Genomic DNA, 26,952 nt, shown 5'->3' on the forward strand with positions numbered 1-26,952 from the left:
GGTACATCATGACCGACGTAGTGATCTGCGAACCCCTGCGCACCCCGGTAGGCCGGTTCGGCGGTGTCCTGAAGGACATCGCCCCCGAGGATCTCGCGGCCACCCTCATCCGCGAGCTCGTCGCACGCACCGGCATCGCCGGCTCCGACATCGATGACGTCTTCCTCGGCCAGGCCTCCCCCAACGGTGAGGCCCCCGCCCTCGGCCGCGTCGCCGCCCTCAACGCCGGTCTCGGCGTGGACGTTCCGGGCCTGCAGGTCGACCGCCGCTGCGGCTCGGGTCTGCAGGCGATCGTGCAGGCCGTCATGCAGGTGCAGACCGGCGCGAGCGACCTGATCCTCGCCGGCGGCGCCGAGTCGATGAGCCAGGCCGAGTTCTACGCCACCGGCATGCGCTGGGGCGTCAAGGGCGAAGCCGTCGCCCTGTCCGATCGCCTCGCCCGTGCCCGCGTCACCGCCGGTGGCCGCGACTTCCCCGTGCCGGGCGGCATGATCGAGACCGCCGAGAACCTGCGCGCCGAGTTCTCCATCAGCCGCGAGGACCAGGACGCCCTGGCCGTGCAGTCGCACCAGCGCGCCGTCGCCGCCCAGAAGAACGGCGTCTTCGCGCAGGAGATCGTGCCCGTCACCGTGCCGCAGCGCAAGGGCGATCCGCTCGTCGTCGACACCGACGAGCACCCCCGCGCCGACACCTCGATGGAGACCCTCGCCAAGCTGCGCCCGATCCGCGGCAAGATCGATCCCGAGTCGACCGTCACCGCCGGCAACGCCAGCGGACAGAACGACGGTGCCGCCCTCGCGATCGTCACCACCGCCGAGAAGGCGGCGAAGCTCGGTCTGCGTCCGCTCGCCCGTCTCGCAAGCTGGGCCGTGGCCGGTGTGCCGCCGCGCACCATGGGCATCGGCCCGGTGCCCGCCAGCGAGAAGGCCCTCGGCCGACTCGGACTGACCCTCGCCGATATGGACGTCATCGAACTCAACGAGGCGTTCGCCGCCCAGGCTCTCGCGGTCACCCGCTCGTGGGGCATCGAGGCCGACGACCTGCGCCTGAACCCCAACGGCTCCGGCATCTCGCTCGGACACCCGGTGGGCGCGACCGGCGGACGTATTCTCGCCACACTGCTGCGCGAACTCGACCGCCGTGAGGGTCGCTACGGGCTCGAGACGATGTGCATCGGCGGCGGCCAGGGGCTCGCTGCGGTATTCGAGCGCATCGCCTGACGGCGACCGACGCCGTTCGAACGCATCGTCTGATGTGACCTACGGTGCTCGCGACGCGATCCCTCGTCGCGAGCACCGTACAGTCCGTACGCTCGTGATCATGAGCGATGTACAGGTAACTCCACCCACCGAAGCCCCTGCTCCTCCCACGACACGAGCCCGGACCCTCGCGCGTTATCTCCTGGCCGCCTCACTCGTCTTCGCCGGGCTCAGCCATCTCTTCTGGGCCCGCAAGGACTTCCAGGCCCAGGTGCCCGACTGGGTGCCGATGGACAAGGACGGCGTGGTCATGGCATCCGGCGGCGTCGAGATCATGCTCGGCGCCGGACTCGCCGTGGCGAACCGCGACCGCGTCCGTGTCGGCCGCCTGGCGGCACTGTTCTTCGCCGCCGTCTTCCCGGGCAACATCGCCCAGTATCTCGGCAAGCGCAGCGCCTTCGGTCTCGACACCGACCGTAAGCGCCTGATCCGCTTGTTCTTCCAGCCCGTGCTCATCCTGTGGGCCCTGTGGTCCACCGGAATCCCCCGACGCTGACGCGGCCGGCGTCGGAGGGCGGACCGGTGTCCGTCACTCCGGCGCGACCCGCACGAGCATCTTCCCGAAGTTCTTCCCTTCGAGCATGCCGATGAACGCCTCCGGGGCGTTCTCGAGTCCGTCGACGATGTCCTCGCGGTACGCGAGCTTTCCGTCGCGGACCCATGCCGAGGCCTCGCGCAGGAAGTCGCCGTACATCTCCTTCACGAACTCGCTCTGGATGAAGCCGCGGATCGTGAGGCTCTTGGTAAGAATCGAATTGAACAGTCCAGGAAGGCGGTCCTTGCGGTTCAGGTCCGCACCGTTGTACTGCGCGACCAGACCGCACACCGGGATTCGCGCATAAGTGTTGAGCAACGGCCACACCGCTTCCTGCACGGGGCCGCCGACGTTCTCGAAGTACACGTCGATGCCGTCGGGCACGGCCTCCGCCAGCTTGTCGGGGAAGTCCGGGTCGCGGTGGTCGATCGCCGCGTCGAAACCGAACTCCTCGATCAGTGCGCGGCACTTCTCCGGTCCGCCGGCGATACCGACCGCGCGGGCGCCCTTCAGCTTTGCGATCTGCCCGACGGCCGATCCCACCGGCCCGGTGGCGGCAGCGACGACGACGGTCTCGCCCTCCTTCGGCTGTCCGATCTTCAGGAGCCCGGAATAGGCTGTGAAGCCGGGCATTCCGAGCACGCCCACCGCGGTGGAGATCGGTGCGGCCTGCGGATCGAGCTTGCGGACGGTGGAGCCGTCGAGGACGGCGTGCGACTGCCAGCCGGCTCCGGCCAGCACGTAGTCGCCCGGCTCGAGACCCTCGTACCGCGATTCGACGACCTGGCCCACCGTTCCGGCGACCATCACGTCCCCGAGTTCGACGTGCGCGGCATACGACTTCGCGGTGCTCATCCGACCGCGCATGTACGGGTCGAGGGACAGGTAGACGACGCGCAGGAGGATCTGGCCGTCGCCGACCTCCGGCAGATCCACCGTCTCGAATCGGAAGTTGTCGGAAGTGGGCGCCCCCTCCGGGCGCGACGCGAGAACGATGCGGGTGCTCTGACTCGTCGTGGCTTCACTCATGCCGACAGTGTGCCGCACACGCAGGTGTCCTAAACGCCGTGCGCGGGCACCGACAGGCACGATGTCGGGCCGGAGACGCTCCCGATCAGGCGCTGCGCTGTACCTGTCCGCGAGGCACCTGGTAGTTCGAGAACAGCTGCGAGTGGATGACCTCGGTGAAGGACGGTCCGTCCTGCTCCACCCGGGCAGGACGGCGAGTGGACGAAGCGGTGCGCGAGGCACCCATCTGCGACGTGGAGCGGATCGCCATGTCGATCTCCTCTCGGAAGGCGGGGAGAGGTGGCCACCGGCACCGTACAGAAGGTGCAAATCGGGTGAGCGACCCCTTGGGAGATACATATACCCCGTCGATGCCCGATATGCACCTGTCGATTTCGGCGCGCCGCACACCGCCCAGCCGGCAGTCCCGGGAAGCTACCCGTCGACCTCGTGGCCGTCGGAGGCGGGAAGCACCCGGATGGGCGCGCTCGTGGCCGAGTTCAATGCCCCCACCCGACCGCTCAGCGTCGCGGCCGGATCACAGGCGTGCACGGCGATCGTGCGAGAACCTCCGGGAGGCAGGTGGAACAAGGAATCCTGCAGGTCACCGCCGGTGACGTCGAGGTGCACGTACTGCGCCGCGCCCTCGGTTCGCACCTCCACACTCCACCCGCCCGAGACGGGTCGAGCGGTCGCCGCGAGACCGATTCCGCGCTCGACGGGCCGCGCCGGACCACCGACGAGATACACCGACTCCGCCAGCACCGCACCGGTGTGATCCACCAACCGGGCGGTCGCGGTGTCGAAAGTGCGCGGCCCGAATCGATACGCAAAATTGACATCGGTGAAACCGCCCGTCACCGATGCCCACGAGAACACCCGGATCTCGTGCGGGTCGAGATGCAGCGGCACGGACGCGTCCACCGGTACCGCACCCGACGGGGTGTGGGCCTGCAACTGCAGCGTGACGTCGAGACCGTCGGCGGTGTCGTTGATCGCGTCCACACGCAGGCCGTCGAGGCCGTCGTCGGTGAGGAGGACGGTGACGGGCGCGAACACCCGTGCCAGCACCCACCACGGAGCCTTCGGGTTCCCGTCGGCGTCGAGCACGCCCCATCCGGCACCCGGCTGCAGGTCGCGGGCGGACAGGACCAGGGCACCCCGACATCCGGATCCGGATCGTCGCCAGTACTGCAGCACCTCGGTGAACGCTTCGCAGATCGCCGCCCGCCCGAGCGCGAGGTACCGCGCGGGGTCGGACCACCGCACCTCGACGGGGTCGACCCCGAAGATCGTGCGCACATAATGGTCTCGTACATCCTCGAAGTCCCACGACGCGCCGTTGTCGCGCGGCACAGCCGACTTCCACCGCGGATGGTGACCGGCAACATTCACACTGCCGAACTCGGCCTCGATCGCCGTGGCGGAGGGCGGAATCGAGAACGCAAGGCATTCGGCGGCGAAGCGCACGCCGGCGGCACGCACGTCGGCGAGAGAACGGCGGTAACCCCCGACGCCGAAGTAGTGCGCCACACCCGAACCCACCGCGATCGGCAGTGCGTCGCTACCCGGGGGTGCGGACGGTGACGACGACACCCACACCGTGCCCGGTAACTCGCGGTCGACGATCGCGGGCAACCAGTCGTCGAGTGCCGGGATGGATGCCTCCGTCAGACCGAGCATGGCCGGTTGCTGCTCGGTCTCGCTGCCCCCGCACATCACGACGGGTGCCGGGTTCCCGCCCCATCGGCGCGCCAGCGCACGGACCTCATCCTCGAGCAGCGAGCGGAACTGCGGGTCGTCGGGTGGATCGGTGGTGGCGAGCATGACGTCCTGCCACACCATGATGCCCAGTTCGGCACACGCCGAGTAGAACTCGTCGTCCTCGTAGACCATCGTGCCAGGGATACGGATCGTGTCCACGCCCGCCGACACACAGCGTTCGAGAATGCGCCGCGTTCCGGCCGGGTCGTTCAGCGCGACCGGATCGGCCGGTGTCCACACCAGTCCGCGGCAGAAGACGTCGACGTCGTTGATCCGCAGGCCGAATCCGTCGCCCGAAATCTGCTCCACCGATCGGAAACCGATGGTGCCCAATTCCATCCGATGTTCATCCAGAATCAGTTGTGCCGCATAGAGGTTCGGGTGGCCGTAGGTATGTGGCCACCACCGCTGCGCCTCGGGGAGCGTCACCTGCATCCGCACGCGTGCTGTCCCGTCGGCTCCGTATTCGGGCCGGGCGTGGGCCGTCGACCCGCCGATCTCCACAGCGACCTCGGAGACGGCAGCGCCGGCCAACACGAGGTCGACGTCGACCATGCCATCGGATCCGCGCACATGCGTTCGTATCTCACGTTCCAGCACGACGGGTTCACCGGAATCGACGAGACGCACGGGACGCCACGGACCGACCGGCGCCGGAGCTCCCGCGTAGACCGGGGCGCGCCCGAGCATCGTGGTGCGGAACCACCGCAATCCCTGAGCCGACACGAGCGACGAGCGCCACCGTCCGCGCGGCCGACGCTTGCGGAGCGCGGCGTCGAGCGAGGCGCACCGGATCGCGATCCGTGTCGTCGACGGCAGGTGGTCGAGGACGACGGTCAGCGGCACGAACATCGACTCCGACGTCGCGACGAGCGTGCCGTAGACCCACACCTCCGCGAGGGTCGCGAGCCCGTCGAAGGTCAGATGCCACGGTCCGACGCCGGACACCTCGACGTCGGTGACGAACCACCAGTCGTCGCTGTCGGGTGACGACGCCCGGGCCCCCGCGACTCCGTCGGCCTCCCAGATCGCGCCTGCCGCCGTCCCAGGTATGCGGACCGGCAGCCAAGGGCCATCCTCCGGAAGGTCACCGGGATGCTCGACTGCCCCGGGAGCGGCACGGAGACAACGCCATCGCGCATCATGCAGGAGATCCATGTGCGTCGAGTCCCGTCACCGCACCCCGGCGGTGCGGACGACGGTCGCCATGGCGTCGTCCCAGGCGTCGGCCATCGCGGTCAGCTGGTCGCCGGGGTCGACGCTGCGACCGCGTGCCGCACGTGCCATCCGGAACTGCACGCTCTTCGCGCCCTCGGCGACTGCGCGGAATCCGTCGGCCGCGGCAGCCGCGCCGGGATATCCGCGACCGTTCATGTAGACGCTCACGTCCGCGGCGAGTTCGGCGGTGGCACCGCACTGACGGAGCACCCCGAACGTCCACGGATGGAAGACGTCCATCCCGCCGGTGCGGATCGGATCGATGTCGGCGAGCACCTGCTTGCCGAGCTCGCGCACCGGATTCGAGCCCGCACGCATGCGCAGGTGACGGAGCACCACCGTGTCGAAGGCATCGCACTGCGGTTGCGCCACATCGAGGTGCACCTGTTCGAGATAGGGAGGCCAGGTGGGTACCGGCTCGTCGAGGCCGAACACGCCGCGGAAGTCCTCACCGGTGAGGACGTGATAGCCGCTGTTGTGGAAGTATTCGAGCGTCTCGGTGTCGCGGTCGATGAGATTGGGCACGATCGTCGTCTTCGAACGACTCTCCCGGTATCCGGTGCCCTCGGTGTCGGGCAGCCAGAAGGCGTCCACCTCGATCGTCGACAGCAGGCCGGCGGCTGCGTTGTCCTCGAGGTGGTCCACCGGGCGGCGCCAGACGTTCATCTCCGCGACGTCGATCCCGTAGAGCGCGAACAGATCCTCGGGGCGGAACTTGAGGAAGGTCCACTGGGCGCCGTCGAACCGGGCCGAGAACGCGCACGCCGCCGCGGGGACCGGGTCGTGGCCGAGCGAATGCAGTACCTCGACCCACAGGTCGACGTAGCAGTTGGTCTCGGTCCAGATCCGGTCGGCAGCGTGCACGAAGTGCCGTGAGTACCCGTCGACGCGGACGTCGATGAGCCGATCGTTCACGGGAACATCCTGTCGCGTACCGCAGCGGGCCAGCGGTCGACGTCGAGTCCGTGGGTCCGCAACAGCGCCAGGGCGATCCGCTCCATGCCGAATCCGACGCACGCGCTGTGCGCGACTTCGCCGTCGGCGGTGCGGATCTCGAAGGTCTCGCCGAAGTGCTCGCGGTGGCAGTTGCACGAGACCACAGCGGTGCCGTCGTCGAGGTCGCCGTAGAGCCGGACGGTCAGTTCGGTCTTGAGGTTCTCGGTGCGCTGGTTGACGGCCAGCATGCGTCCGGCCCGCCCGAAGAAGGGGTCGTTGGCGGGCACGGCGGTCGCGTCGAGACCCAGCGAGCCGAGCACCTCGAGTCCTCGCTCCACCCAGGAATCACGATGCTGGGCAGCGTCGTTCTCGGTGCCGATGCGCACGAACTCGTGCATTCGGAAGGCCTGCATGCGGGCGGGGTCGACGGCCGGTTCGTGCCGGAAGCAGTAGCCGAGGACGTCGAGCAGTTCGCCACCCTCGTGCAGGGTGCCGGTGTACCGCGAGTAGGCGGGATGACATGCGGCGGAGACGAGCACGGTGTCGGCGGGTTCGAGCCACGGATCCCACGCCTCGCCCCGCGACCGCGCGGCGAGCAGTTCGGCGTGCTCGGCGTTGCTGCCCGCGAAGGTGTTCACCGCTCCGGTCAGGTGCGGGAACGAGGCGATGTAGTCGGTGCGCTCGAAACTCGTCCGCGGGAAGACCGGAGGGAAGCGCAGACGCGTCGCGGCCCGGCCCGGACCCGCCGCGACCACCACGCGGTCGATGCCGTCGACGATGTCCTCGAAAACACCCGACCGTCCGTAGAGGCCGGGAACACCGGTCTCCACGAGCAGTTCGGCCTCGAGCAGCTGCTGCTGAAAGTCGAGGCGGGCGCGCTCGAGCTCGGACAGCTCGTCGGTTGCGATGCTGGTAATGGCTGTACTTGTCACAGCGTCCCCCGGTAGGCGATCGACAACTGGGCCGAGTTGTTCATGATGCGGTCGTTGTTGACCATCACGGCGGCACCGTGCGCGTCGCGCAGGTGGCGGCCGAGCGAGTACTGCGAATCCTCGCGGTATCCGGCGATCCCGCAGATGAGCATCGCGCGGTTCACCAGATCGACGACGAGCGTGGACGCGGTGACCTTGAGGTTGTTCATGGCGAGCGAGAAACCCATGCCCGACACCGATTCCTCCTGCGCCGACGCGGCGTCGAACCGGGCGGCGGACGCGGCGACGAGATCGGAGAACTGCTGGTGCACGGCGGCTGCTTCGGCAAGTCGCAGCGCACCGGGCGGCGTGACGCCCGGGCTGCGGCGGGCCGCCGACCGCACGAACGAGCGGGCCTTCTCCATCGCCGCGTCGGCGATTCCGAGCCATACCGCCGACCACACACTGTGCGAGACGGGAAGCATGGTGCGCGACGAGATCTCGGCGTAGGCCGTACCGACGACGAGATCGGCGGACGTCGTGGCGGTGAGAAGGAAGCCGGGACTGCAGGTTCCGCGCAGGCCGAGGGTGTCCCAGTTCCCGGTGGGCTCGAGGGTCACGTCGTCGCGCCGGCACACGACGAGCACCTGGTCGCTGGGCGGGCTGTCGGCGGTGCGACGCGCAGTCACCAGGATCGCGTCGGCGTACTCCCCGTACGAGATGACCGGTGCGTTCTTCGTCAGCGTGACGGTGTCACCGTCGCGGGCGACGGCGCAGACGCTGCTGCGCACGTCGCCGCCGGTGCCGAGTTCGGTGGTCGCCGAAGCGATCAGGTAGTCGTTCGCCACCGCTTCGGCGACGAAGGCGGCCACACCCGGGGTGGAGTGATGCACCAGCGACAGGATCTGCGTCTGGTGCATCGCGAAGATCATCGCGGTGGAGGCGCAGTACCGGCCGAGGATGCGGGCGACGGCGCACAGCTCACCGAGGGACGCTCCCTCCCCACCCTGATCGACGGGGACGGCGCAGTTCAGCAGCTTGTGGGCGCGCAGCGCGTCGACGGCCTCGTGCGGAAAGCGTCCCTCACGATCCACCTCGGCGGCCGCGGGGCCGGCGCTCTCGCGTCCGACGAGTTCGGCACGGGCGAGCAGTGACAGCCCGGCGTTCTCCGCGACGGCCAGGGGCGCGGACGTGGATGTCACGCGACGCCCAGTTCCGTCAACGCCGACCTGATGGCGCCGACGCTCGCGAAGGTGCTCTTGCGCAGCAGTTCATCGGGGAATTCGACGTCGAAGGCGTCCTCGAGGGCGAGCATCACGTTCACGCTGGCGTGCGATGTCAGGCCGAGCTCGTAGAGGTCGGCGGCGGGATCGAGCGCAGTGCTGTCGACCGACAGCTTCGCGTGCTCACCGAGGACCTTGCGGATCACCTGCTCCGTCATGGATGTTCTCCAGTTTCTGCTTCGTCGACGCGGGTCGCCACGACCGTCGCGATGGCGTATTCGGGCTCGTGAGAAATCGAGACCTGAATGTCGGTCACCTGTTCATCTCGCGCCCGGGTGGCCGCGTTACCGGCCAGTACGACAGTGCATCCGCCCCAGTCCGCGCGGCGGATCTCGATGGCCCGCCAGGGAACCGCGTGCTCGCGTGGACGCAGGACCTTCATGACGGCTTCCTTCGCGGCGAAGCGCGCCGCGAGGCGTTGGGCGCGACCCGGTCCGGTGCATATCTCCAGCTCGTGTGGGGTGAACACGCGCTGCAGGTAGCGGTCGCCGAAGCGATCGATGCTCGACGCGATGTCGCGGACGGTGACGACATCGCAGCCGACACGTGTCGTCGCGACGCGGGGGCCGCTGCCATCGTTCATGGGTCACTCCTCGGGATGCGCTGCACACGCTAGCCGCAGGTCGGTCGATGTACACCACTCGAACGGTCCTGGCTCGCAGGACATCCCGGAAATCACCCCGACTTTCACCCGCCGGTCGCGGCAGTTCGCGCGGTGAACCGGGGCTCGCTACCGCAACACGCCGCGTCCATCCCGGTTCGGCGCGCGAACGACGAAAGGCCCCGACCGGGTGGTCGGAGCCTTTCGGGGGTCTGTAGTTATGCGGACGTCCGCACGGGTTCCTTGTCGCTCTCCGGCTCGTCCTTCGTGGCCGGCTCCTCCTTCTCCGCGGCGGGCACCGGGACGGTGTCCTGCGCGTAGTAGAAGTGCGGGCGGCGGCTTCCGAGGAAGGAACCGCACCACGACATGACCGCGATGTACCGGTTGCGGAAGCCGACCAGGTAGACGAGGTGGACGGCGAGCCACAGCACCCACGCGATGAAGCCGGTGAGCTCGATTTTCCCGACCCGCGTGATGGCACGGAACCGGTTGATGATCGCCATGCTGCCCTTGTCCTTGTACTGGAACGGGGTGCCCATCGCGACCTTGCCGGTGATCATCTTCGCGACGTGGCGGCCACCCTGCATGGCGAACGGCGACTGCGCCGGCAGGTTGTCGAGGGTGACCATGTCGCCGATGGCGAAGATGTTGTCGCTGCGGCCGACGGTGAAGTCGGGGTCGACGAGCAGGCGTCCGCCGCGGACCGTCTCGCAGCCGGTGCGCTCGGCGAGCACGTCGGCGAAGTCGTTGGCCTGGATCCCGGCCGACCAGATGATGGTCTCCGCGGTGAGGCGGCGGGTCTCCTCGGTCGTGGGCGTGGTGAGCGTGGCACCGTGCTCGTCGATGTCGGTGACCATCGTCCCGAGGACGACGTCGACACCGCTCTTCTCGAGCGACTCCTTGGAGTACTCGCTGAGCTTGCCGCCGAACGGGGGCAGCACCTTGTCGGCGCCCTCGACGAGTGTGACGGTGACGTCGTCGGCGCGGATGTTGCCGATGTTCTCGGCGAAGTAGCGCTGCGCGAGTTCCTTGATCTGTCCCGCGAGCTCGACGCCCGTCGGGCCGGCACCCACGACGATGAAGCTGAGAAGATTCTTCCGACGCTCCGCATCGGTGGTGACGTGTGCTTCCTCGAAGCAGCGCACGATCTGGCGACGCAGCTTTTCGGCGTCCTCGACCGTCTTGAGCGCGTACGTCAGGTCGGCGAACTCGTCGCGTCCGAAGTACGCCTGGCGCGCGCCGGTCGCGGCGACGAGGTACTTGAAGCCGAGGCGCAGACGCTGACCGCCGGCCTCGTAGACGACCGTGTTCTCCTCGGGGAGCACGTCGACGACGCGGCCCAGGCGGACGTCGGCATTGGGGTACTCGGCCAGGATCGCGCGCACGGAGGGGGCGATCTCACCGGGCGAGAGGACACCGGTCGCGACCTGGTAGAGCAGAGGCTGGAAAAGATGCTCGGTGGTCTCCGAGATGAGAACGAAGGGCGTGCCGGCCTTGGCGAGCTTCTTGGCGGTGGCCAACGCTCCGAAGCCGGAACCCACGATGACTACATCTGTCCGATCGACCAGGGTCACTGTGTCCGCATCGTCCATGCTGTCGTAAACCTCCACGTACTTGTCATCTCCGTTGATGTATGACTCCCAAGGTAGGTACGAAGGACCCTTGTTATCCACTAACCTGGGACATTCGAAAAACTGTTATCTGTTTCGCTCATAAATGCAGATGACACATTCCCGGGAGGAGCCATGGATTTCCGTCAGCTGCGCTACTTCTTCGCCGTCGGCGAGGAGGGCAGCTTCTCCCGCGCTGCCCAGCGCTGCTTCATCTCGCAGTCGGCGATCAGCCATCAGATCGCGAAGCTCGAACACGAACTGGGCACCACCCTGTTCGACCGCACCACCCGTTCGGTCAAGCTCACCTCGGCAGGCCGACGCCTGATACCGATCGCCGCCGAGGTGCTCAGCCTCGAGGCGAAGGCCCTGGAAGTGGGCCACGAACCGCGGGAGAGCATCCGCATCACGGCGAACATGAGCTTCGCGTCGCAGAGCCTCGACGCGATCTCCAGCGTCCGCGAGCGTCACCCCAAGATCGACGTGGAGTTCGTCATCAAGGACTTCACCGACCGCGTCAACGCCGTCGCGTCCGGGGATGCCGATCTCGCACTGATCCGCGGCGACGTCGACCGCCCGGGCCTGGAGGCGATCCGTCTCGGCATCGAAGAACTCGTCATCGTCACGTCGAGCGAGCACCCGCTGTCGGCGTTCTCCACCGTCGACCTCGGCGATCTCGCCCACTATCCGCTGCTGCTGCCGCCGCGCGGCAACCAGGTGCTGTTGCATCGTGTGGTCGAGGACGCCTTCGTCGAGGTCGGTCGTCGCGTGCGCCTCGGACCCCCGATCGCGAGCGACCACACCGCGACTCTCGAGGTGCTCACCAACCCGAGGGCGTGGACCGTGCTCTACGCCGGCACCGCGGCCGACACACCCCGCAAGGGACTGAAGTTCATGCGCGAGATCCAGCACCGGCTGCAGGTGCCGGTGTGCGGGGTGGTGCGGAGCAACGCGACACCCAATCCCGAACTCGAGTTCCTCATGCGGGCGCTCGCGCATTCGATCGTTCCGCCGACGGACAGCACGCCGTGATCCGACCGCCGACATCGGAGCGCGAAACGGTCATCGGTGTGCGCAGTTCCGCGCTCCGCTGACCACTTCGCGCGTCGCTGCAGCGGTCCCGGGCGGCTCAGTCGCGCGGCGACAGCTTGTCGAGGAGTTCGAGGCCCTGACGTGCCCACGCGATCTCGGCTTCGCCCCGGCCGATGAGACCGTCGTACGCGAACGCCTTGAACGCGATGATCCGCTCGTGGTCCTCGGCCGGATACTTCTGCGCGCGTCGTGCGATGGTCGCGTTGCTGAGGTCGAGGATCGCGTCGCGCACCGTGGCCCACTGGGCGATCTGCTCGGCGTAGTGGTCGATGTGCCGCTGCAGGCACTCGCGAGCGCTGTCCGGGTCGGTCCATTCGAAGTAGGCCGCGCGCATGTGGGCGGCGTCGCGCACCGGGGCGTAGTCCAGCGGAGTGGACATCCACTCGCGGAAGGCCCGGATGCCCTCGTCCGTGATCGAGTACCGGGTCTTGGTGCTGTTGGGCCCCCAACGCACCTGCTCTCCTTCGACGAGGCCCTCGCGCTCCATCCGGCGTAGTTCGGGGTAGATCTGCGAGTCGGGTGCATGCCAGACGTGCCCGACCGACCCGCCGAACCGTTTCGCCGCGTCGTAGCCGGTCAGAGGCTCGGCGGTGAGCAATGCGAGCAGCGCGTATCGCAGGCTCATGGACCACCACCTTTCCCCGGGCGAGTATTCCACTCTTGCGAATAACTATATCGATAGATAGTGTGTGCCCCAGCTCACCAACTATCTATGTAGATAGTTATTTCACCCTCAGTGTTCGGAGGATCCGACATGACCGATCTCGGCCCCACCGGGGCGACCGCGAAGAACATGGCCTACCCGCTCGACGCCTGGTACGTCGTCGCCTGGGATCACGAGGTGGGTCGCCGCGAGATCCTCGCCCGCACCATCGCCGGCAAGCCGATGGCCCTCTACCGCACCGAGGAGGGCCGTCCCGTCGCCCTCGCCGATGCCTGCTGGCACCGCCTGGCGCCGTTGTCGATGGGCAAGCTCATCGGTAGCGAGGGCATCCAGTGCCCCTACCACGGTCTGCAGTACAACTCCGCAGGTCGCTGCACGCACATGCCCGCCCAGCAGACGATCAATCCGTCCGCGATGGTGGCGTCGTATCCCGTCGTCGAGCGGCACCGCTTCGTGTGGGTCTGGCCGGGCGACCCGACGCAGGCCGATCCCGATCTCGTCCCGGACATGTTCCAGATGGACTCCCCCGACTGGGCGGGCGACGGACGCACGATCGACGTGCAGGCCAACTACCAGCTCGTCCTCGACAACCTCATGGACCTCACCCACGAGGAGTTCGTGCACTCGTCGTCCATCGGCCAGGACGAACTGAGCGAGTCCGACTTCGTCGTCACCCACGACGACCGCACCGTCACCGTCACCCGCTGGATGCGCGACATCGATGCACCGCCGTTCTGGTTGAAGAACATGCGCGACAAGTTCCCCGGCTTCGAGGGCAAGGTCGACCGCTGGCAGATCATCGAATTCCAGGCACCGTCCACGATCCGCATCGACGTGGGTGTGGCCAAGGCCGGAACCGGTGCCCCCGAGGGCGACCGCAGCCAGGGCGTCAACGGTTTCGTCATGAACACCATCTCGCCCGTCGACGAGAGCACCGCGCTGTACTTCTGGGCGTTCATGCGCAACTACCGCCTCGACAGCCAGCTCATCACCACGCAGCTGCGCGACGGCGTGCACGGCGTGTTCGGTGAGGACGAGGCGATGCTCACCGCGCAACAGAAGGCCATCGAGGCGAACCCGGATCACGAGTTCTACAACCTCAACATCGACGCCGGCGGCATGTGGGTGCGACGCCTGATCCAGCGCATGGTCGAAGCGGAGCGGAACCTTGCCTCGGCCCCTGCCGTTCCCGAGGGAGCCCACTGACATGAGCAACAACCAGATCCGTTGGCAGCGGGCCCGAGTCGTGAGTGTCGAGCGGGCCGCCGATTCGATCGCCGAGATCACCCTCGCCGCCGACACCGCCCACCGCGTCGAACCCGGCGCCCACATCGACGTGCGTCTCCCCTCTGGCGACACGCGTTCGTACTCCCTCGCCGCGGGTGGTCCGGACGGTCGCCTCACACTCGGCGTCCACCGCTCCCCCACCTCGCGCGGCGGCTCCGAATACATGCACTCGCTGCGTCCCGGCGACGAACTCGAGATCACCGAGCCGCTCCAGAACTTCCCGCTGCGGGTCGGCGCACCGCGCTACGTCCTGCTCGCCGGTGGCATCGGCATCACCGCGGTCCGCGCAATGGGGGCCGTGCTCCGCCGCCTCGGTGCCGACTACCGCTTCGTGTACGTCGGTCGCAGCCGTTCCGCGATGGCCTTCCTGTCCGAGCTCGAAGCTCTCCACGGCGACCGTATCGACGTCCACATCGACGACGAAGGAACGGGATTGGACGTCACCGCGCTCGTCGACGGCGTCGATCACGGCACCGAGCTGTACATGTGCGGTCCGATCCGCCTCATGGACGCCGTGCGGCGCCGGTGGCACGACCGCGACCTGCCGATGCCGAACCTCCGCTACGAGACCTTCGGCAACAGTGGGTGGTTCGACGCCGAGGAGTTCACGGTCACCGTGCCCGAACTCGACGTCACCACCACCGTCGGCTCCGACGAATCGATGCTCGACGCCCTCCGGCGTGCCGGTGTCGACATGATGTTCGACTGCCGCAAGGGCGAATGCGGCCTGTGCGAGGTCTCCGTCGCCTCGCTCGACGGTCGCGTCGACCACCGCGATGTCTTCTTCAGCGAGGAGCAGAAGCGCTCCTCGCGTCGGATGTGCGCCTGCGTGTCACGCGTGGTGCGCGATTCGGCGTCGCCCCGTTCGACGACGGGTGTCGTCACGCTCGACCTTCCCTAGACCACCGCGCATTTCACACCACGAGGAAACACGATGGATCTTCGCGCACGCATCGACGCCTCGCCGATGCATCCCTACCAATGGATGGTCGTCGCCCTGTGCGTCGTGCTGAACATCCTCGACGGGTTCGACGTCATGGCCCTGGCGTTCACCGCCAAGAGCATCGGCAGCGACTTCGGCCTCGGCGGATCGGAACTCGGCGTGCTGCTCAGCGCGGGTCTGATCGGCATGGCTGTCGGTGCTCTCGCTCTCGCTCCGATGGCCGACCGGATCGGCCGACGGCCTCTGATCCTCATGTCGGTCGCGCTCGCCACCGCCGGGATGGGGCTGTCCGCGAGCGCCGGATCGGCGTGGGAACTCGGTATCTGGCGGGTCCTCACCGGACTCGGCATCGGCGGCGTCCTTGCCTGCACCACCGTCATCGCGAGCGAATACTCGTCGGCCCGCTGGCGTGGTCTGGCGATCAGCATCTACACCGCCGGATACGGTGTGGGTGCCACGATCGGCGGTATGGCCGCCGTCGGTCTGCAGAGCGAATACGGTTGGCGTGCAGTCTTCGTCACCGGTGCCGGCCTCACCGGTCTGGTGCTCGCCCTCCTCGTCGTCCTGCTGCCCGAATCCCTGGACTTCCTCACCAGCCGGGGACGCACAGGCGATCTCGACCGGATCAACACCATCGCGCGACGCATCGGCCAGAACCCCGTCTCCGAGCTCACCCGCTCCGGTGACAAGGCGGCGACGCGGGCAGGACGGATCTCGGACCTGTTCTCCGGAAGCAACACCCGCTCGACAGTCCTGCTCTGGGCGGCCTTCTTCGCCACCATGTTCGGCTTCTACTTCGTCAACTCGTGGACGCCGTCGCTGCTCGAGACCGCCGGTCTCACGAAGGACCAGAGCGCCACGGCGGGCATGATGCTCACCCTCGGCGGCACCGTCGGTTCGGTGCTCTTCGGAGTGTTCGCCAGCCGCTGGGCCACCCGATCGGTCCTGCTCACCTTCACCATCGCCGCCGCCGCGACCATGACCGTCTTCATCATGTCGATCTCGACCCTGACGCTGGCGTTCGCGCTCGGCATCCTGATCGGCGGACTCATCAACGGGTGCATCGCCGGCCTGTACACCCTCGCGCCGTCCCTCTACGGACCGCAGGTGCGGGCCACCGGTGTCGGTTCCGCCATCGGTATCGGCCGAGCGGGTGCCATCCTCGCACCGACCGCGGCCGGTGTGCTCCTCGATGCGGGATGGACGCCCGAACAGCTCTACTTCGGAGTGGCCGGCGTGGTCGTGCTCGCCGCGGTGGCACTGTTCGCGCTGCGCCCGGCACGCTCGGCGGACGCCTCGTCCGAGCCGGTGCCTGCCGCCGTCTCCACCGACCCGGCACGCTGAGCTGATTCCACCACGATGTCGACGCGCTCGTTGCCGGTGTCCAGGGGGTTCGCGATCTCATCCGCGAACATCCGGCCGGCGACGAGAGCGATCAGCATCAGCACCAGCGGTGCCACGCCGGCCACCGTGAACAACACCCACCGCGGCACCACCGTGGACAACGGTCCCGTCACCGCGATCGACACCGGCATGAGGGCGAGCGAGACGAAGAAGTCCAGGCTCGCCACCCGGCCGATCATGCCGAGCGGCACGCGCCTCTGCAGCAGGGTCCCCCACAGGACCATGCCCGCGGCGTCGGCGAATCCGATGACGAACGTCGCGACGATCATGACCGTGAACGACGTCGTGAAGGCGAAGACGGCCAACGGCAGAGTCCCTACACCCCAGCACATCAGCATGACGGTCAGGTAGCGACGCGGCAGAGGTCGCGACGACACCGCCAACGAGCCCAGGGCTCCGCCCACACCGAACGCCGCGAGGATCGTGCCGAACCGCTGCTCCCCGTTGTCGAACAACTCGCGGGTGATGAACGGCAGCAACACCTCGACCGGCCCCATGACGACGAAGGTCATGACGCACGCGGCGATCAGGGTCCACAGCAGCCACGGTGTGGTGATCGTGAAGGAGATACCTTCCTTCAGATCGGCGAGCACACTCGTCTTCTCGTGGGACTCCGTCTCTTCCGCCGGTTCTCGGGGGACGCGCACGCACAACAACAGGACGAGCGCACACGCGTGGAAGGCGGCGACGACGAACGCGCCCGTCGCAGGAATGAACGCCCCGACCACCATTCCGGCGACGGCCGGTCCGGCGCCCTGCTGGAGGGTCGGCCGCAGTGCTCCTTCCAGCCCGTTCGCGGCGAGAAGTTCCTCCGCGGGCAGCACGTTCGGCACCAGCGCGGTGTAGGTGGGGAAGAAGAACGCCGTACCCGCACCCAGCACCGCCGACGCAACCGCCATGTGCCAGAGCGCGATCGCGTCGGAGAACGCCAGCGCGGTCACGAGAGAAACGGTTACGAGGTTCACCGCTTGTACCGCGACCAGCACGGCCCGTTTCGGCAACCGGTCGGCCGCGATCCCGCCCACGAGCGCGAACGCGAGCAGGCCGGCGCTCAGGCACGCCGCGACCATCGACAGGGCGGTCGGGGTGTCGCGGATGGCGATCACCTGGAAGACCATCACGACCGTCCACATCCCGGCCGCGAACAACTCCGCCGCGACGGCGCCGATCAGCAGGCGGTAGTCGCGGTGCCGCAGGGGTGCCAACGCGCGCACCCGAACGTTCATGGCTTCGGTCCTTTCCGGGTGCATTCCTTCGGGGCGAGCCCCAACGCCAGGTGCGGCCAGTGGGCGATGTCGCGTCGCATCTGGCGGTCGTGGGTGGCCACGGCGACCGCGGCGTCGGTCGCGCCCAGGGCGTCGGTCAACTCGTCCACCAGCGTGATCGACAGGTGGTTGGTGGGCTCGTCGAGCAGCAGCACATGCGGTCGCGCGGCGAGCACCATCGCCAGGTCGAGGCGTCGCTGCTGTCCCATCGACAGGTCACGCACCCGCTTGCCGAGGTCGCGTTCGGTGAACAGTCCGAGTTCGTCGAGATCGACGGCTCCCTGGTCGGGGACGAGGCCGGCGACGATCAGTTCGCCGACGTGCGCGTCGTAGACCTGCTGCACCCGCGCCGCCGACGGTGCCGGCGACTCCTGGGCGAGCCGCCCGATCCGCACGACGGGATCACTCTCGCGGGTTCCCGCCGTCGGTTCGACCTCGCCGGCCAGTACTGCAAGCAGCGTCGACTTGCCGGCGCCGTTGGGTCCGGTGATGACGAGCCGCGAACCGGCGAGGACGGCCAGGCTGACCGGACGGTCGAGCCGGCCGCGCACCATGACGTCCTCGACGCGCACCAAGGGTGTGTCCGGGTCGATCCCGTCGGCCTCCGCGCCGAGCGCCGGCATCGAGAACTGGAGCGGCGGTACCGGTACCGCCACCGCATGATCGTCCAGCGCTTCCTGACGACGGTGCACCGACTGGACGAGCGCCGGCGCACGGGTGGCTCGTTGATGCTTGCCGGTGCCCTTCTCCGGTCGCCAGCCGGTGACGAGCCGATCCTGAGCGGATTCGAGATTTGACTCCAACCGGGCCCGCTCGGCCTGCTCGCGGGCGTATTCGCTGACCCAGCGGGCGTATTCGGCCTCGCGTCCCGTCCGGAAGCCGGCGTATCCCCCGCCGTACAGGCGCGGACGTCCGTCGCGACTCGGGTTCAGGTCGAGAATCGACGTGGCGACGTCGGTCAGCAGGGCGCGGTCGTGGCTGACGAGGACCACGCCGCTGCGGGTCTGCTGCAGGCGTTCGGTGAGATAGTCGAGCCCCGACGCGTCGAGATGGTTGGTCGGCTCGTCGAGCAACAGGAAATCGTGTTCGGCGCCGAGCAGTGCGGCCAGGCGCACGCGGTAGCGCTGCCCGACCGACATCTCCGCCAGCGGTCGCGAACGGTCGGTGACGGCACCGAGCGCTTCGAGGGCGGTGTCGACGCGACGGTCGGCGTCCCACGCGTCGAGTTGCTCGGCGATCTCGAGGGCGTCGGCGTACGCGTCGGCGGCGCCCGGACGCTCGTCGGCGAGCGCTGCGGTGCTCTCGTCGAGCGCCCGCAGCACGGCGCGGACGTGCGCCAGCTCGATATCGACGAGATCACCGACGGTGCGCCCCTGCGCGACGGTCATCTCCTGCTCGGCGATACCGAACGAACCGAACCGGCGCACCGTCCCCGAGTCCGGTTCGAGGCGACCGGCAAGGACGTGCAGCAGCGTGGATTTGCCGCGGCCGTTCTCTCCGACGACGCCGAGCCGGGACCCCGGCGTGACCGCGAGGTCGACGCCGCGCAGGACGGGATGGCCGTCCCGCGCGAGGTGGACGTCGACGGCGCCGAGTTGGGCGCGGGAGCGCCGGGGCAGGGTGATGCTGATGGTCATGTGGTTTCCTCCGTGCGGAGGCACACTCGTCCCGGGATCACGGGTGGGAGGATGCGCTCGCTGACGAACGGCCGGACACTCGGCCGTATTCGGGTACGGCTCGAACCGCGACCTCGGAGTACGTCCCGAGTCGCGGAGGGGGTGTCGTCAGTGGAAGTAGAGCGCCTGGATCATGATCTCCAGGGTACCGAGCGCCCGACCACCGTCAATCGAATTTCGGCCCTCGGCCACGGCGCATGTCCGCCTCGGCGGCGAACCGTTCCTCGTAGGCCGCAGCGAGTTCCTCGAGGGTCGCGGCGCAATCACCGTCGTAGGCCGGGGCGTGCATGGGCGCGAGAGTGCTCGGGTGCAGGTCCGCAAGTGCGCGGATGGTGGGTCCGAGTTCGGGGGTCAGGCACGTTGCACGACCCAGGTCCTCCGCCTGCAGAGCGGGGCCGACGATCTCGCTCGTCGTCCGTGCCGAATACCTGCCGAACGCCGTGAACAGATCACCGCACAGCAGGGTGGATGTCGTCTCCTCGAACATCAGACCCGCATCCCATCCGTGCGGAACGTGCGGGGTATCGATGTGCCGCACCCGACGACGCCCGGTATCCAGGACGTCCCCGTCCTGCAGAGGATGCGGTGGACGATCCGCAAGATCGGCGACCTGGACGAAACAGCCCATCGCGCCGTGGGCGACCTCGGCTGCCGGCGCCACCTCGAGCCAGGAGTTCATCGAGCCGCACTCGTCGGCCTCGACGTGTCCGAAGGTGATCCACCGCAACCGATCCAGCGGTATCAACCGTGCCACCGCCTCCGACACCGATGGGAACAGCGCGCGGTAACCGGTATGGAACAGCAGAGGCTCGTCACCGTCCACGAGGAACTGGTTCATCGTCAGATTCGCCGCGTCGAGAAATGTGGACACGCGGTAGACATCCGGAGCGATCTCGGTGATCTCGGTTTCCATCACAGGTCTCCTCGGTCGCACCCCCCTTCTTTCGAGCGTGCTCCCGTCTCCGGCCGGACACAAGCCTCCGAACCCGTAGTCGTGCGAGGATGCGAGGAACAGCTGTCGACGAGGCCGCAGGAGGCGCTCATGGAGCACACCGAATCGTCGTTCACCGGCGTCGGCGCGATCCCGATCGTGTACGACGTGTGGTCGCCGGAGGCCCCTACCGGCGTGCTGATCCTCAGCCACGGGCTGGGTGAGCACGCACGTCGCTACGACCACGTCGTCGCGCGGCTCACCGATCTCGGCCTCGTCGTGTACTCCCCCGACCACCGCGGTCACGGACGGTCGGGCGGCAAGCGTGTGCGCGCCCAGGAGATGCGCGAGTTCACCGACGACCTGGACAGCCTGATCGATCTGGCGACCCATGCGCATCCCGGCCTGCCGGTCTTCATGCTCGGTCACTCGATGGGCGGTGCGATCGCTCTGGCCTACGCGCTCGATCATCAGGACCGGCTCGACGCGCTCGTGTTGTCGGGGCCGGCGGTGATCGTCACGTCGGGCACGCCGAAACCGGTCGTGGAGATCGGCAAGCTGATCGGGCGTTTCCTGCCGGGTGTGCCGGTGCAGAAGCTCGACAGCAAGGCGGTCTCGCGCGATCCTGCAGTGGTCGCGGCGTACGACGCCGATCCGCTCGTGCACCACGGTCTCGTGCCCGCCGGGCTCGCGCGGGTGCTGGTGCTCAACGAGCAAAGCCTCGAGCGGCGTCTCCCGAACCTGACGTTGCCGTTGCTCGTCATGCACGGAACCGCCGATGCTCTCGCCGATCCGGCCGGGGCGCAGCTCATCGCCGATCGTGCGGGTTCGAAGGACCTGACGTTGAAGTTGTACGACGGGCTGTACCACGAGGTGTTCAACGAACCGGAGAAGGACCGCGTGCTCGACGACCTGACGGCCTGGTTGAAGGCACGACTCGACAACTGAGGCTCGACAACCGGGAGGAGGGGTCGTGTCGTCACGCATGCCGGTCGCGTTCGTCGGCCACGGCAGTCCGCTCAACGCGCTCGAATCGAATCGGTACACGCAGGCCTGGGCGGCGTTCGGACGATCCGTGCCGACGCCCCGCGCGATCCTGGCGATCTCCGCCCACTGGTTCATCAATGCCACCGCGGTGACCGCGATGCGGTCACCGCGCACGATCCACGACTTCTTCGGGTTCCCGCAGGAGTTGTTCGACGTCGAGTATCCGGCGCCGGGTGCTCCGGAACTGGCGGAGGAGATCGCCGACCTCGTCCATCCGACATGGGTGGGTGCCGACGTCGACTCGTGGGGTATCGACCACGGCACCTGGTCGGTGCTCACCCACGCCTTCCCGGAGGCGGATGTCCCGGTGGTGCAGCTCAGCCTCAACGCCTACAAGTCGCTCGACTATCACGTCGATCTCGGGGCCCGTCTCGCCGGACTCCGCGACCGTGGGGTGTTGATCGTCGCGAGCGGCAACGTGGTCCACAACCTCGGCGCGATGGATCCGCGACGCCCGGGCGCGGGGTTCGACTGGGCACATCGGTTCGACGAGGACGCCTTCGCCGTCCTGCGCGACCGTCCCGGTGATGCCGCGGCGCTGGGTGAGCACCCCGATTACCGCCACGCGGTGCCGACCCCCGATCATTTCCTGCCGTTGCTGTACGTCGCGGGTCTGGCCGCCGAGTCCGGGGAGCAACCGGAGACCCTCGTCGACGGTGTCGAGTACGGATCGCTGTCGATGACGTCGTACGCCGTCGGCGGGAACTGTCCGCCGCGCGACGGGGACGGCCACGGCGCCGGACTGCCCGAGAGCCCGGAACCGCCCGACACCAACCTGTGAGCGCTCAGGCAGCGTCGTCCACTGCGACGATCGCGCGTCGCGCGAACCGGGTGCTGAGCCCGATCAGTTCCATGGCCTCGGGGATCGCGCGGGCCAGGACCGGCCACGCGTGGATCTGCCCGCGCCACAGATGTGTCTCCACGGTGCGTCCCGCCGACGCGAGTCGTTCGGTCATGATCTCGACGTCCGGCCTGGTCAGCTCGTATTCGGCGGCGCACATGAACATCGGAGGGAACAGCGCCGGATCGGCGTCGACGGGGTTCCTCTCGCCCTCGATCGCCTCTTCCCCGGCGAACCAGCGCGGACTGATCTTCCCGAGTGCCTTGATGGGCAGGTAGGCGTCTCTCGCCATGTACTTCGGGTCGTGCTTGTCGAGGTCGAGGTTGAGCAGCGGCGAGTAGCCGATCACAGCGGCCGGTCGCTGGATGCCGCGACGCGCGGCGAGTTCGGCGACCTTCGCCGCGAGATAACCGCCGGCCGAGTCGCCGCCGACGACGATGCGGGTCGGGTCGTCGGCCACCTCGAGCAGAGCCGTGTACGCGTTCATCGCGTCCTGCACCGAACCGGCGATCGGCACCGCGGGCACCTGCCGGTAGTCCATCGAGTACACCGGGGCGCCGGAATCGAGCGCGAGCTGCACGCACAGCTGACGGTGGGTGGACGGGCCGCAGAAGATGAAGCCGCCGCCGTGGAAGTAGAGGATCGTGGCGTCGTCGAGCGGGTCGTCGACCGGCTTCGGGGAGATGATCCGCTCACCGGGCACTCCGCCGAGTTCGGTCTGCGTGACGTGCACGGCGCGCGGCGTGGGCGTGATCCTGTCGACCACCCACGACAGCCGGCCGAGCACGGCGATGCCGAAGTCGTTGCTCGGCCAGAGACTCAGAATCGGCTTGAAGAGGATCCGGACCACCCACAGGAGGATCAGCGCGACCCTACTGCTGCGGTCGTGCCAGGTCACCGCATCGGTACGCATGTGCACACACTATGTGACCGATACGTTTCGGGCATCGAGAGTTTCGACACCCGGCGGCCCCGGACCTCGATCGTGTCACCCGATCTGCAGCAGCGGCACGAGCAGTTCCTCATCGGTCAACGCCCCGTGTTGTCCGGGAAGGTTCGACATGACCTGCTCGCCGTCGCTGCGGATCACCGTCGATTCGCCACGGCCGACGGCCACGATGTCGCCGATCCGCTTGGTCAACGCCGGATCGGGATCGGATCCGAACAGGCACGCCGCGAACGCGTCGTCGCGGGTGCCGACCCACGCGTGGTCGCCGAGTTCATTGCGCCAGCGTTCGAGAACCCGGTCGACGTGGTCGGTGTAGATGTGACGGCACCGCGGTTCCCCCGCGATGACGGTGACGTCCTCACCGAGACCCGGGGTGTGGTCGAAGTCGATGCGGCGACCCCGCGAGGCGTCGACCATGCCGTGATCGGCGGTGACGAGCAAGCGGGTGCCGGCCGGCAGCGCGCCGGCGAGTTGCTCGACGAAACGATCGACCACCGTGAGCTGCGCGAGCCACGCCGCGGACTCCGGCCCGTAGACGTGCCCGAGGGTGTCGACCTCGCCGATGTAGCAGTAGACGAGGCTGCGGTCGCCGGCGCTCACCGCGGCGACGACCTGGGCGAGCAGATCGCCGTACGCGGAGACCCCGACGAAGTTGCCACCGCGCAGCACGGCCCGGGTCAGGCCGCTCCCTTCGAAGGCCTTCGGCACGACGGTGGTGACGGTCAGGCCCGCCTCGCGGCCGCGTTCGAACACCGTCGGGTGAGGCTGCACGGTCTCGGGGACGAGATCGTCGCGCTGGTCGATCGCGGTTCCGGCGAGGGTCCAGCGGAGCCAGTTGACCGGGGCCTCGATCTCGTCGACGTACGACTGGTAACCGGTGATGCCGTGGAGGCCGGACGGCAACCCCGTCCCGAGGGAGGCGAGGCTGACGGCCGTGGTCGTCGGGAAGCCGGCACGCATCGGGCTCCCCGGTGCCTGTGTCAGATACGGGGCTGCTTTCGCGTTGCGCTGCAGCAGTTCCCACCCCATTCCGTCGACGAGCAGGACGACGGTGTGATCGACGGGGGTGAGATCGAGTCGGTTGGTCTCACCGGCGACCCCCGCGGACGAGAGCACCGACGGCATCAGGTCGGCGAGGGTCGGCTCGGCGTAGACGTCGCGCAGCGGCAGGCTCATAACCCGAGTATGAGCTACTCGCCGGCGCCGAGGGTCACTTGATATCGGAGCCGTGCTTCGTCAGCGGCATGACCTCGATGTTCATGTAGGGGAACAGCGGCAGGTTCCACAGGATCTCGTGCAGCTCATCCGCCGACTCGACGTCGAAGATCGAGATGTTGCTGTACTGACCGACGATCCGCCAGATCTCACGCCACTTGCCCTGGCGCTGCAGATCCTGACTGTAGGCCTTCTCCTTGGCGACGGTCTCGGCGCGCACGTCGGGGTCGAGATCACGGGGGATGTCGACGTCCATCCGAACGTGGAACAGTGCCATGATGTTTCTCCTTCTTCTGTTCTGACGAAAAATGCGGATCAGGAGCGCGCGTACTTGTTCACGACATCCATGTCGAGGTCGACGCCGAGTCCCGGTCCCTCGGGCAGGTGCACCTGGCCCTCGGAGTAGTCGAGCGGCTTCTGCAGCAATTCGACGGCGAACAGCTGCGGACCGAACAGTTCGGTGCCGTAATCGATCCCCGGTTCGGCGCACGCGAAGTGGACGGACGCGGCGGTCCCGATGGGACCTTCGATGGAGGTCGCACCATGGCAGCGCAGGCCTGCCGCCTTCGCGACGGCGACGACCTGCTTGCTGCGCTGCAGTCCGCCGCACTTGGTGGTCTTGAGCGCGACGACGTCGGCGGCGCCCAGCTTGGCCACCTCGTACGCGTCGTGCGGGGTCTGCACGGACTCGTCGGCCATCACCGGCGCCGAGACGCGTCGGTTGATCTCGGCGAGCACGTCGAGTTGATCTGCGGGAGTGGGCTGTTCGATGAGTTCGACTCCACCGTCGACGAGCTGCGGGACGTGGCGCAGCGCGGTGAAGCGGTCCCAGCGGGCGTTGACGTCGATGCTGAATCCGACCTCGCCGCCGAACGCCTCGACGATCTTGACGACACGATCGGTGTCGACTGCCGGGTCGAGCGCACCCATCTTGAGCTTGAAGGAGTAGTTCAGGCGCTGCTCACGCTTGTGGGTGACCTCCTCGACGATCTCTTCGAGCGGCGCGGCGCCGAGCGCCCACCGCACGTCGACGCCGGTCCGGAAGGCACCGCCGAGCAGCGACGCGACCGGCACACCCAGCGCGCGTCCCCACGCGTCGTGCATCGCGACGTCGACGGCGGCCTTCGCGAATCGCGCGTTGGCGACGATGCGCTCGATATCGACCATCACGCCGCTGATCTCGTCGACTCCGCGTCCGATGATGTAGGGCCCGATGTAGCGATCGACGATCTGCTGCATCGTCTCGACCGATTCGCCACCCCACCACGGCCCGCCCGGCACGACGCCTTCACCGTAACCGGTGACGCCGCCCTCGGTGGTCACCGCGACGAGCAGGATCGGCTGCGCTTCGGCGGTGGTGGTGGCGAACTTGTGGGGTCGGATCAGCGGTACGTCGATGATCGTCGTGGTGACGGAGGCGATCTTCAGATCGGGGTCGGACATCGGAATTGCTCACAATCGGATCGGGGTGTGACGGGGAATACGTCGACCCTGCATTCAGCACGAATGCCGGTACCCCAGTGGGGCACCGGCATTCGTTACGCAGAACCGACTCGCGCGCGGGGGCCGGATCGGGCGGTTTCCGCGGTGCGGATCACGCTTCGGGGTCGAGCACGAAGTTGTAGGTCACTTCGTCGATGCCGTCGGCGTTGGGCTGCGGATCCAGGATGAGCTCGGGCTTGACGGCCGTGGCGACGTCGTCCTCGACCCATTCGCCGCCCTTGAAGTACAGCTGGGTGGTGATGGCACGCTTGCCGGGAGCCTTCACCATGAGGTGCAGGTGGGCCGGGCGCCAGGGGTGTCCGCCGTAGGAGCTGATGAACCAGCCGGTCGGTCCGTCGGCCGGGATCTTGTAGGGAGCCGGCTTGAGCGTGGTGATCTCGAAGTTGCCGTTCTCGTCGACCTCGACGGTGCCGCGCAGGTTCCACTCGGGGATGCCGGGGGCGAACTGCGAGTAGAAGCCCTCTTCGTCGGCGTGCCACAGCTCGACGGTGGCGCCGGGCAGGCCGTTGCCCTCGAGGTCGGTGACCTGCCCCTTGAAGACCAGCGGCGGGGCGACCTTGTCCTTCTCGCGCATCGGCATCGTGCACTTGGCCGGGAGCTTCGGGCTGTTCGGCACGTAGTAGGGGCCTTCGATGGAGCCCTTGGTGCCGGAGAAGCCCTTGCGGTTGTAGTGCACCTTCTCGATCTCGTGCTCGACGAAGACGTCCAGCCACAGCGGCCACTCGCCGTACTCACCCACGTCGATCAGCCACTGCTTGAGCACGCGGTACTCGTCGTAGGTGACCTGGTGCTTCTGAATGATGTCGGCAAAAGCCCCGATCACGTCCTGGTAGATCGCCGACGCGCGCTCGACCGAGGTGTCGGACGTGACCCGCTCGGACTTGAACTTGTCGGTCGCAGCGTTGCCGGACCCGTGGGCGGTGGGGTTCTCCATGGTGGTCATGGCTCTCCTCGTGGGGACTGAACTATCGGGAAGTGTGGGGCCGGTGCGACACGGGGGCTGCGGTGAT

At 68.0% G+C, this 26,952-nt stretch carries 25 protein-coding genes and 1 pseudogene; 8 read left to right on the plus strand and 18 right to left on the minus strand.

All coding sequences use genetic code 11. The features are described from left to right. Positions 1-8: 8 nt before the first annotated feature. Positions 9-1,220, plus strand: coding sequence for an acetyl-CoA C-acetyltransferase (locus LPH33_RS23700; RefSeq protein WP_229566352.1), 1,212 nt, complete (start codon positions 9-11; stop codon positions 1,218-1,220). Between the two features lie 100 nt (positions 1,221-1,320). After that, the gene (locus tag LPH33_RS23705; RefSeq protein ID WP_229566353.1) at positions 1,321-1,755 is read left to right on the plus strand and encodes a hypothetical protein; all 435 of its coding nucleotides are present in this window, start codon (positions 1,321-1,323) and stop codon (positions 1,753-1,755) included. A gap of 33 nt (positions 1,756-1,788) precedes the next feature. Here LPH33_RS23705 and LPH33_RS23710 read toward each other — a convergent pair whose 3' ends face one another. The 9 genes from LPH33_RS23710 to LPH33_RS23750 form a co-directional block, all read right to left on the minus strand. After that, on the minus strand, positions 1,789-2,823 hold the full coding sequence (locus LPH33_RS23710; protein ID WP_060652652.1) for an NADP-dependent oxidoreductase: 1,035 nt from the start codon (positions 2,821-2,823) through the stop codon (positions 1,789-1,791). 85 nt (positions 2,824-2,908) lie between these two features. After that, positions 2,909-3,073 (minus strand): hypothetical protein, encoded by a 165-nt coding sequence (locus tag LPH33_RS23715; protein WP_016695879.1) that lies wholly within the window; start codon positions 3,071-3,073, stop codon positions 2,909-2,911. Between the two features lie 164 nt (positions 3,074-3,237). After that, positions 3,238-5,724: a glycosyl hydrolase 2 galactose-binding domain-containing protein gene (locus tag LPH33_RS23720; protein ID WP_229566354.1), complete on the minus strand. Its 2,487-nt coding sequence runs from the start codon at positions 5,722-5,724 to the stop codon at positions 3,238-3,240. Between the two features lie 15 nt (positions 5,725-5,739). Continuing rightward, positions 5,740-6,699 (minus strand): DUF1839 family protein, encoded by a 960-nt coding sequence (locus tag LPH33_RS23725; RefSeq protein ID WP_229566355.1) that lies wholly within the window; start codon positions 6,697-6,699, stop codon positions 5,740-5,742. Further along, positions 6,696-7,652: an amino acid--[acyl-carrier-protein] ligase gene (locus tag LPH33_RS23730; protein ID WP_229566356.1), complete on the minus strand. Its 957-nt coding sequence runs from the start codon at positions 7,650-7,652 to the stop codon at positions 6,696-6,698. Before LPH33_RS23730 ends, LPH33_RS23725 begins: the two co-directional genes overlap by 4 nt. Beyond that, positions 7,649-8,833: an acyl-CoA dehydrogenase family protein gene (locus LPH33_RS23735; protein WP_229566357.1), complete on the minus strand. Its 1,185-nt coding sequence runs from the start codon at positions 8,831-8,833 to the stop codon at positions 7,649-7,651. Before LPH33_RS23735 ends, LPH33_RS23730 begins: the two co-directional genes overlap by 4 nt. Then, a complete protein-coding gene (locus LPH33_RS23740; protein ID WP_024102340.1) occupies positions 8,830-9,072 on the minus strand; it encodes an acyl carrier protein in 243 nt (80 codons plus the stop codon). The genes LPH33_RS23735 and LPH33_RS23740 overlap by 4 nt, the downstream gene beginning before the upstream one ends. Further along, positions 9,069-9,497, minus strand: coding sequence for a holo-ACP synthase (gene acpS, locus LPH33_RS23745; protein ID WP_229566358.1), 429 nt, complete (start codon positions 9,495-9,497; stop codon positions 9,069-9,071). The genes LPH33_RS23740 and acpS overlap by 4 nt, the downstream gene beginning before the upstream one ends. Before the next feature lie 236 nt (positions 9,498-9,733). Then, the gene (locus LPH33_RS23750; RefSeq protein ID WP_229566359.1) at positions 9,734-11,107 is read right to left on the minus strand and encodes an NAD(P)/FAD-dependent oxidoreductase; all 1,374 of its coding nucleotides are present in this window, start codon (positions 11,105-11,107) and stop codon (positions 9,734-9,736) included. Positions 11,108-11,260: 153 nt separating this feature from the next. Between LPH33_RS23750 and LPH33_RS23755 the strand changes: the two genes are divergently transcribed. Continuing rightward, positions 11,261-12,157, plus strand: coding sequence for a LysR family transcriptional regulator (locus tag LPH33_RS23755; RefSeq protein ID WP_229566360.1), 897 nt, complete (start codon positions 11,261-11,263; stop codon positions 12,155-12,157). A 97-nt stretch (positions 12,158-12,254) separates the two neighbouring features. Here the strand turns inward: LPH33_RS23755 and LPH33_RS23760 are convergent, their stop codons facing one another. Beyond that, on the minus strand, positions 12,255-12,842 hold the full coding sequence (locus LPH33_RS23760) for a PadR family transcriptional regulator (protein WP_229566362.1): 588 nt from the start codon (positions 12,840-12,842) through the stop codon (positions 12,255-12,257). Positions 12,843-12,971: 129 nt separating this feature from the next. On the opposite strand from LPH33_RS23760, the gene LPH33_RS23765 reads away from it, so the two are divergent. Genes LPH33_RS23765 through LPH33_RS23775 form a run of 3 tightly spaced genes read left to right on the plus strand, consistent with a single transcriptional unit; the run spans position 12,972 to position 16,455 of the window. Continuing rightward, the gene (locus tag LPH33_RS23765) at positions 12,972-14,087 is read left to right on the plus strand and encodes an aromatic ring-hydroxylating oxygenase subunit alpha (RefSeq protein ID WP_229566363.1); all 1,116 of its coding nucleotides are present in this window, start codon (positions 12,972-12,974) and stop codon (positions 14,085-14,087) included. Position 14,088: 1 nt separating this feature from the next. After that, entirely contained in the window at positions 14,089-15,069 is a 981-nt protein-coding gene (locus LPH33_RS23770) for a PDR/VanB family oxidoreductase (RefSeq protein WP_229566365.1), read from the plus strand. A 33-nt stretch (positions 15,070-15,102) separates the two neighbouring features. Further along, positions 15,103-16,455 (plus strand): MFS transporter, encoded by a 1,353-nt coding sequence (locus tag LPH33_RS23775; RefSeq protein WP_229566366.1) that lies wholly within the window; start codon positions 15,103-15,105, stop codon positions 16,453-16,455. A 41-nt stretch (positions 16,456-16,496) separates the two neighbouring features. On the opposite strand, the pseudogene LPH33_RS23780 reads toward LPH33_RS23775, so the two are convergent. The 3 genes and pseudogenes from LPH33_RS23780 to LPH33_RS23790 form a co-directional block, all read right to left on the minus strand. After that, positions 16,497-17,741 (minus strand): annotated as a pseudogene (locus LPH33_RS23780) (MFS transporter); the annotation flags it as partial. After that, positions 17,738-19,417: an ABC-F family ATP-binding cassette domain-containing protein gene (locus tag LPH33_RS23785; RefSeq protein WP_229566367.1), complete on the minus strand. Its 1,680-nt coding sequence runs from the start codon at positions 19,415-19,417 to the stop codon at positions 17,738-17,740. The gene LPH33_RS23785 and the pseudogene LPH33_RS23780, both read right to left, overlap by 4 nt. A gap of 205 nt (positions 19,418-19,622) precedes the next feature. Next, entirely contained in the window at positions 19,623-20,369 is a 747-nt protein-coding gene (locus LPH33_RS23790) for an MBL fold metallo-hydrolase (protein ID WP_229566368.1), read from the minus strand. 129 nt (positions 20,370-20,498) lie between these two features. Between LPH33_RS23790 and LPH33_RS23795 the strand changes: the two genes are divergently transcribed. Both LPH33_RS23795 and ygiD read left to right on the plus strand, forming a co-directional pair. Then, positions 20,499-21,335, plus strand: coding sequence for an alpha/beta hydrolase (locus LPH33_RS23795; protein ID WP_229566369.1), 837 nt, complete (start codon positions 20,499-20,501; stop codon positions 21,333-21,335). 37 nt (positions 21,336-21,372) lie between these two features. Further along, complete coding sequence (gene ygiD / locus LPH33_RS23800; RefSeq protein ID WP_229568488.1) at positions 21,373-22,215, plus strand: 4,5-DOPA dioxygenase extradiol; 843 nt, start codon at positions 21,373-21,375, stop codon at positions 22,213-22,215. A 4-nt stretch (positions 22,216-22,219) separates the two neighbouring features. Here ygiD and LPH33_RS23805 read toward each other — a convergent pair whose 3' ends face one another. The 5 genes from LPH33_RS23805 to catA all read right to left on the minus strand — a co-directional run bounded on the left by LPH33_RS23805 (position 22,220) and on the right by catA (position 26,885). Continuing rightward, on the minus strand, positions 22,220-23,188 hold the full coding sequence (locus tag LPH33_RS23805) for an alpha/beta hydrolase (protein ID WP_059382689.1): 969 nt from the start codon (positions 23,186-23,188) through the stop codon (positions 22,220-22,222). A 75-nt stretch (positions 23,189-23,263) separates the two neighbouring features. Further along, a complete protein-coding gene (locus LPH33_RS23810) occupies positions 23,264-24,400 on the minus strand; it encodes an alkaline phosphatase family protein (protein WP_060652638.1) in 1,137 nt (378 codons plus the stop codon). Positions 24,401-24,434: 34 nt separating this feature from the next. Then, complete coding sequence (catC, locus tag LPH33_RS23815; RefSeq protein WP_006553167.1) at positions 24,435-24,716, minus strand: muconolactone Delta-isomerase; 282 nt, start codon at positions 24,714-24,716, stop codon at positions 24,435-24,437. A 38-nt stretch (positions 24,717-24,754) separates the two neighbouring features. Further along, the gene (locus LPH33_RS23820) at positions 24,755-25,882 is read right to left on the minus strand and encodes a muconate/chloromuconate family cycloisomerase (RefSeq protein WP_229566370.1); all 1,128 of its coding nucleotides are present in this window, start codon (positions 25,880-25,882) and stop codon (positions 24,755-24,757) included. A gap of 151 nt (positions 25,883-26,033) precedes the next feature. Continuing rightward, positions 26,034-26,885 (minus strand): catechol 1,2-dioxygenase, encoded by an 852-nt coding sequence (catA, locus tag LPH33_RS23825; RefSeq protein WP_060652636.1) that lies wholly within the window; start codon positions 26,883-26,885, stop codon positions 26,034-26,036. Positions 26,886-26,952: the final 67 nt, after the last annotated feature.

Source organism: Rhodococcus sp. RDE2 (assembly GCF_020885655.1).
Taxonomy (GTDB): Bacteria; Actinomycetota; Actinomycetes; order Mycobacteriales; family Mycobacteriaceae; genus Rhodococcus; species Rhodococcus pyridinivorans.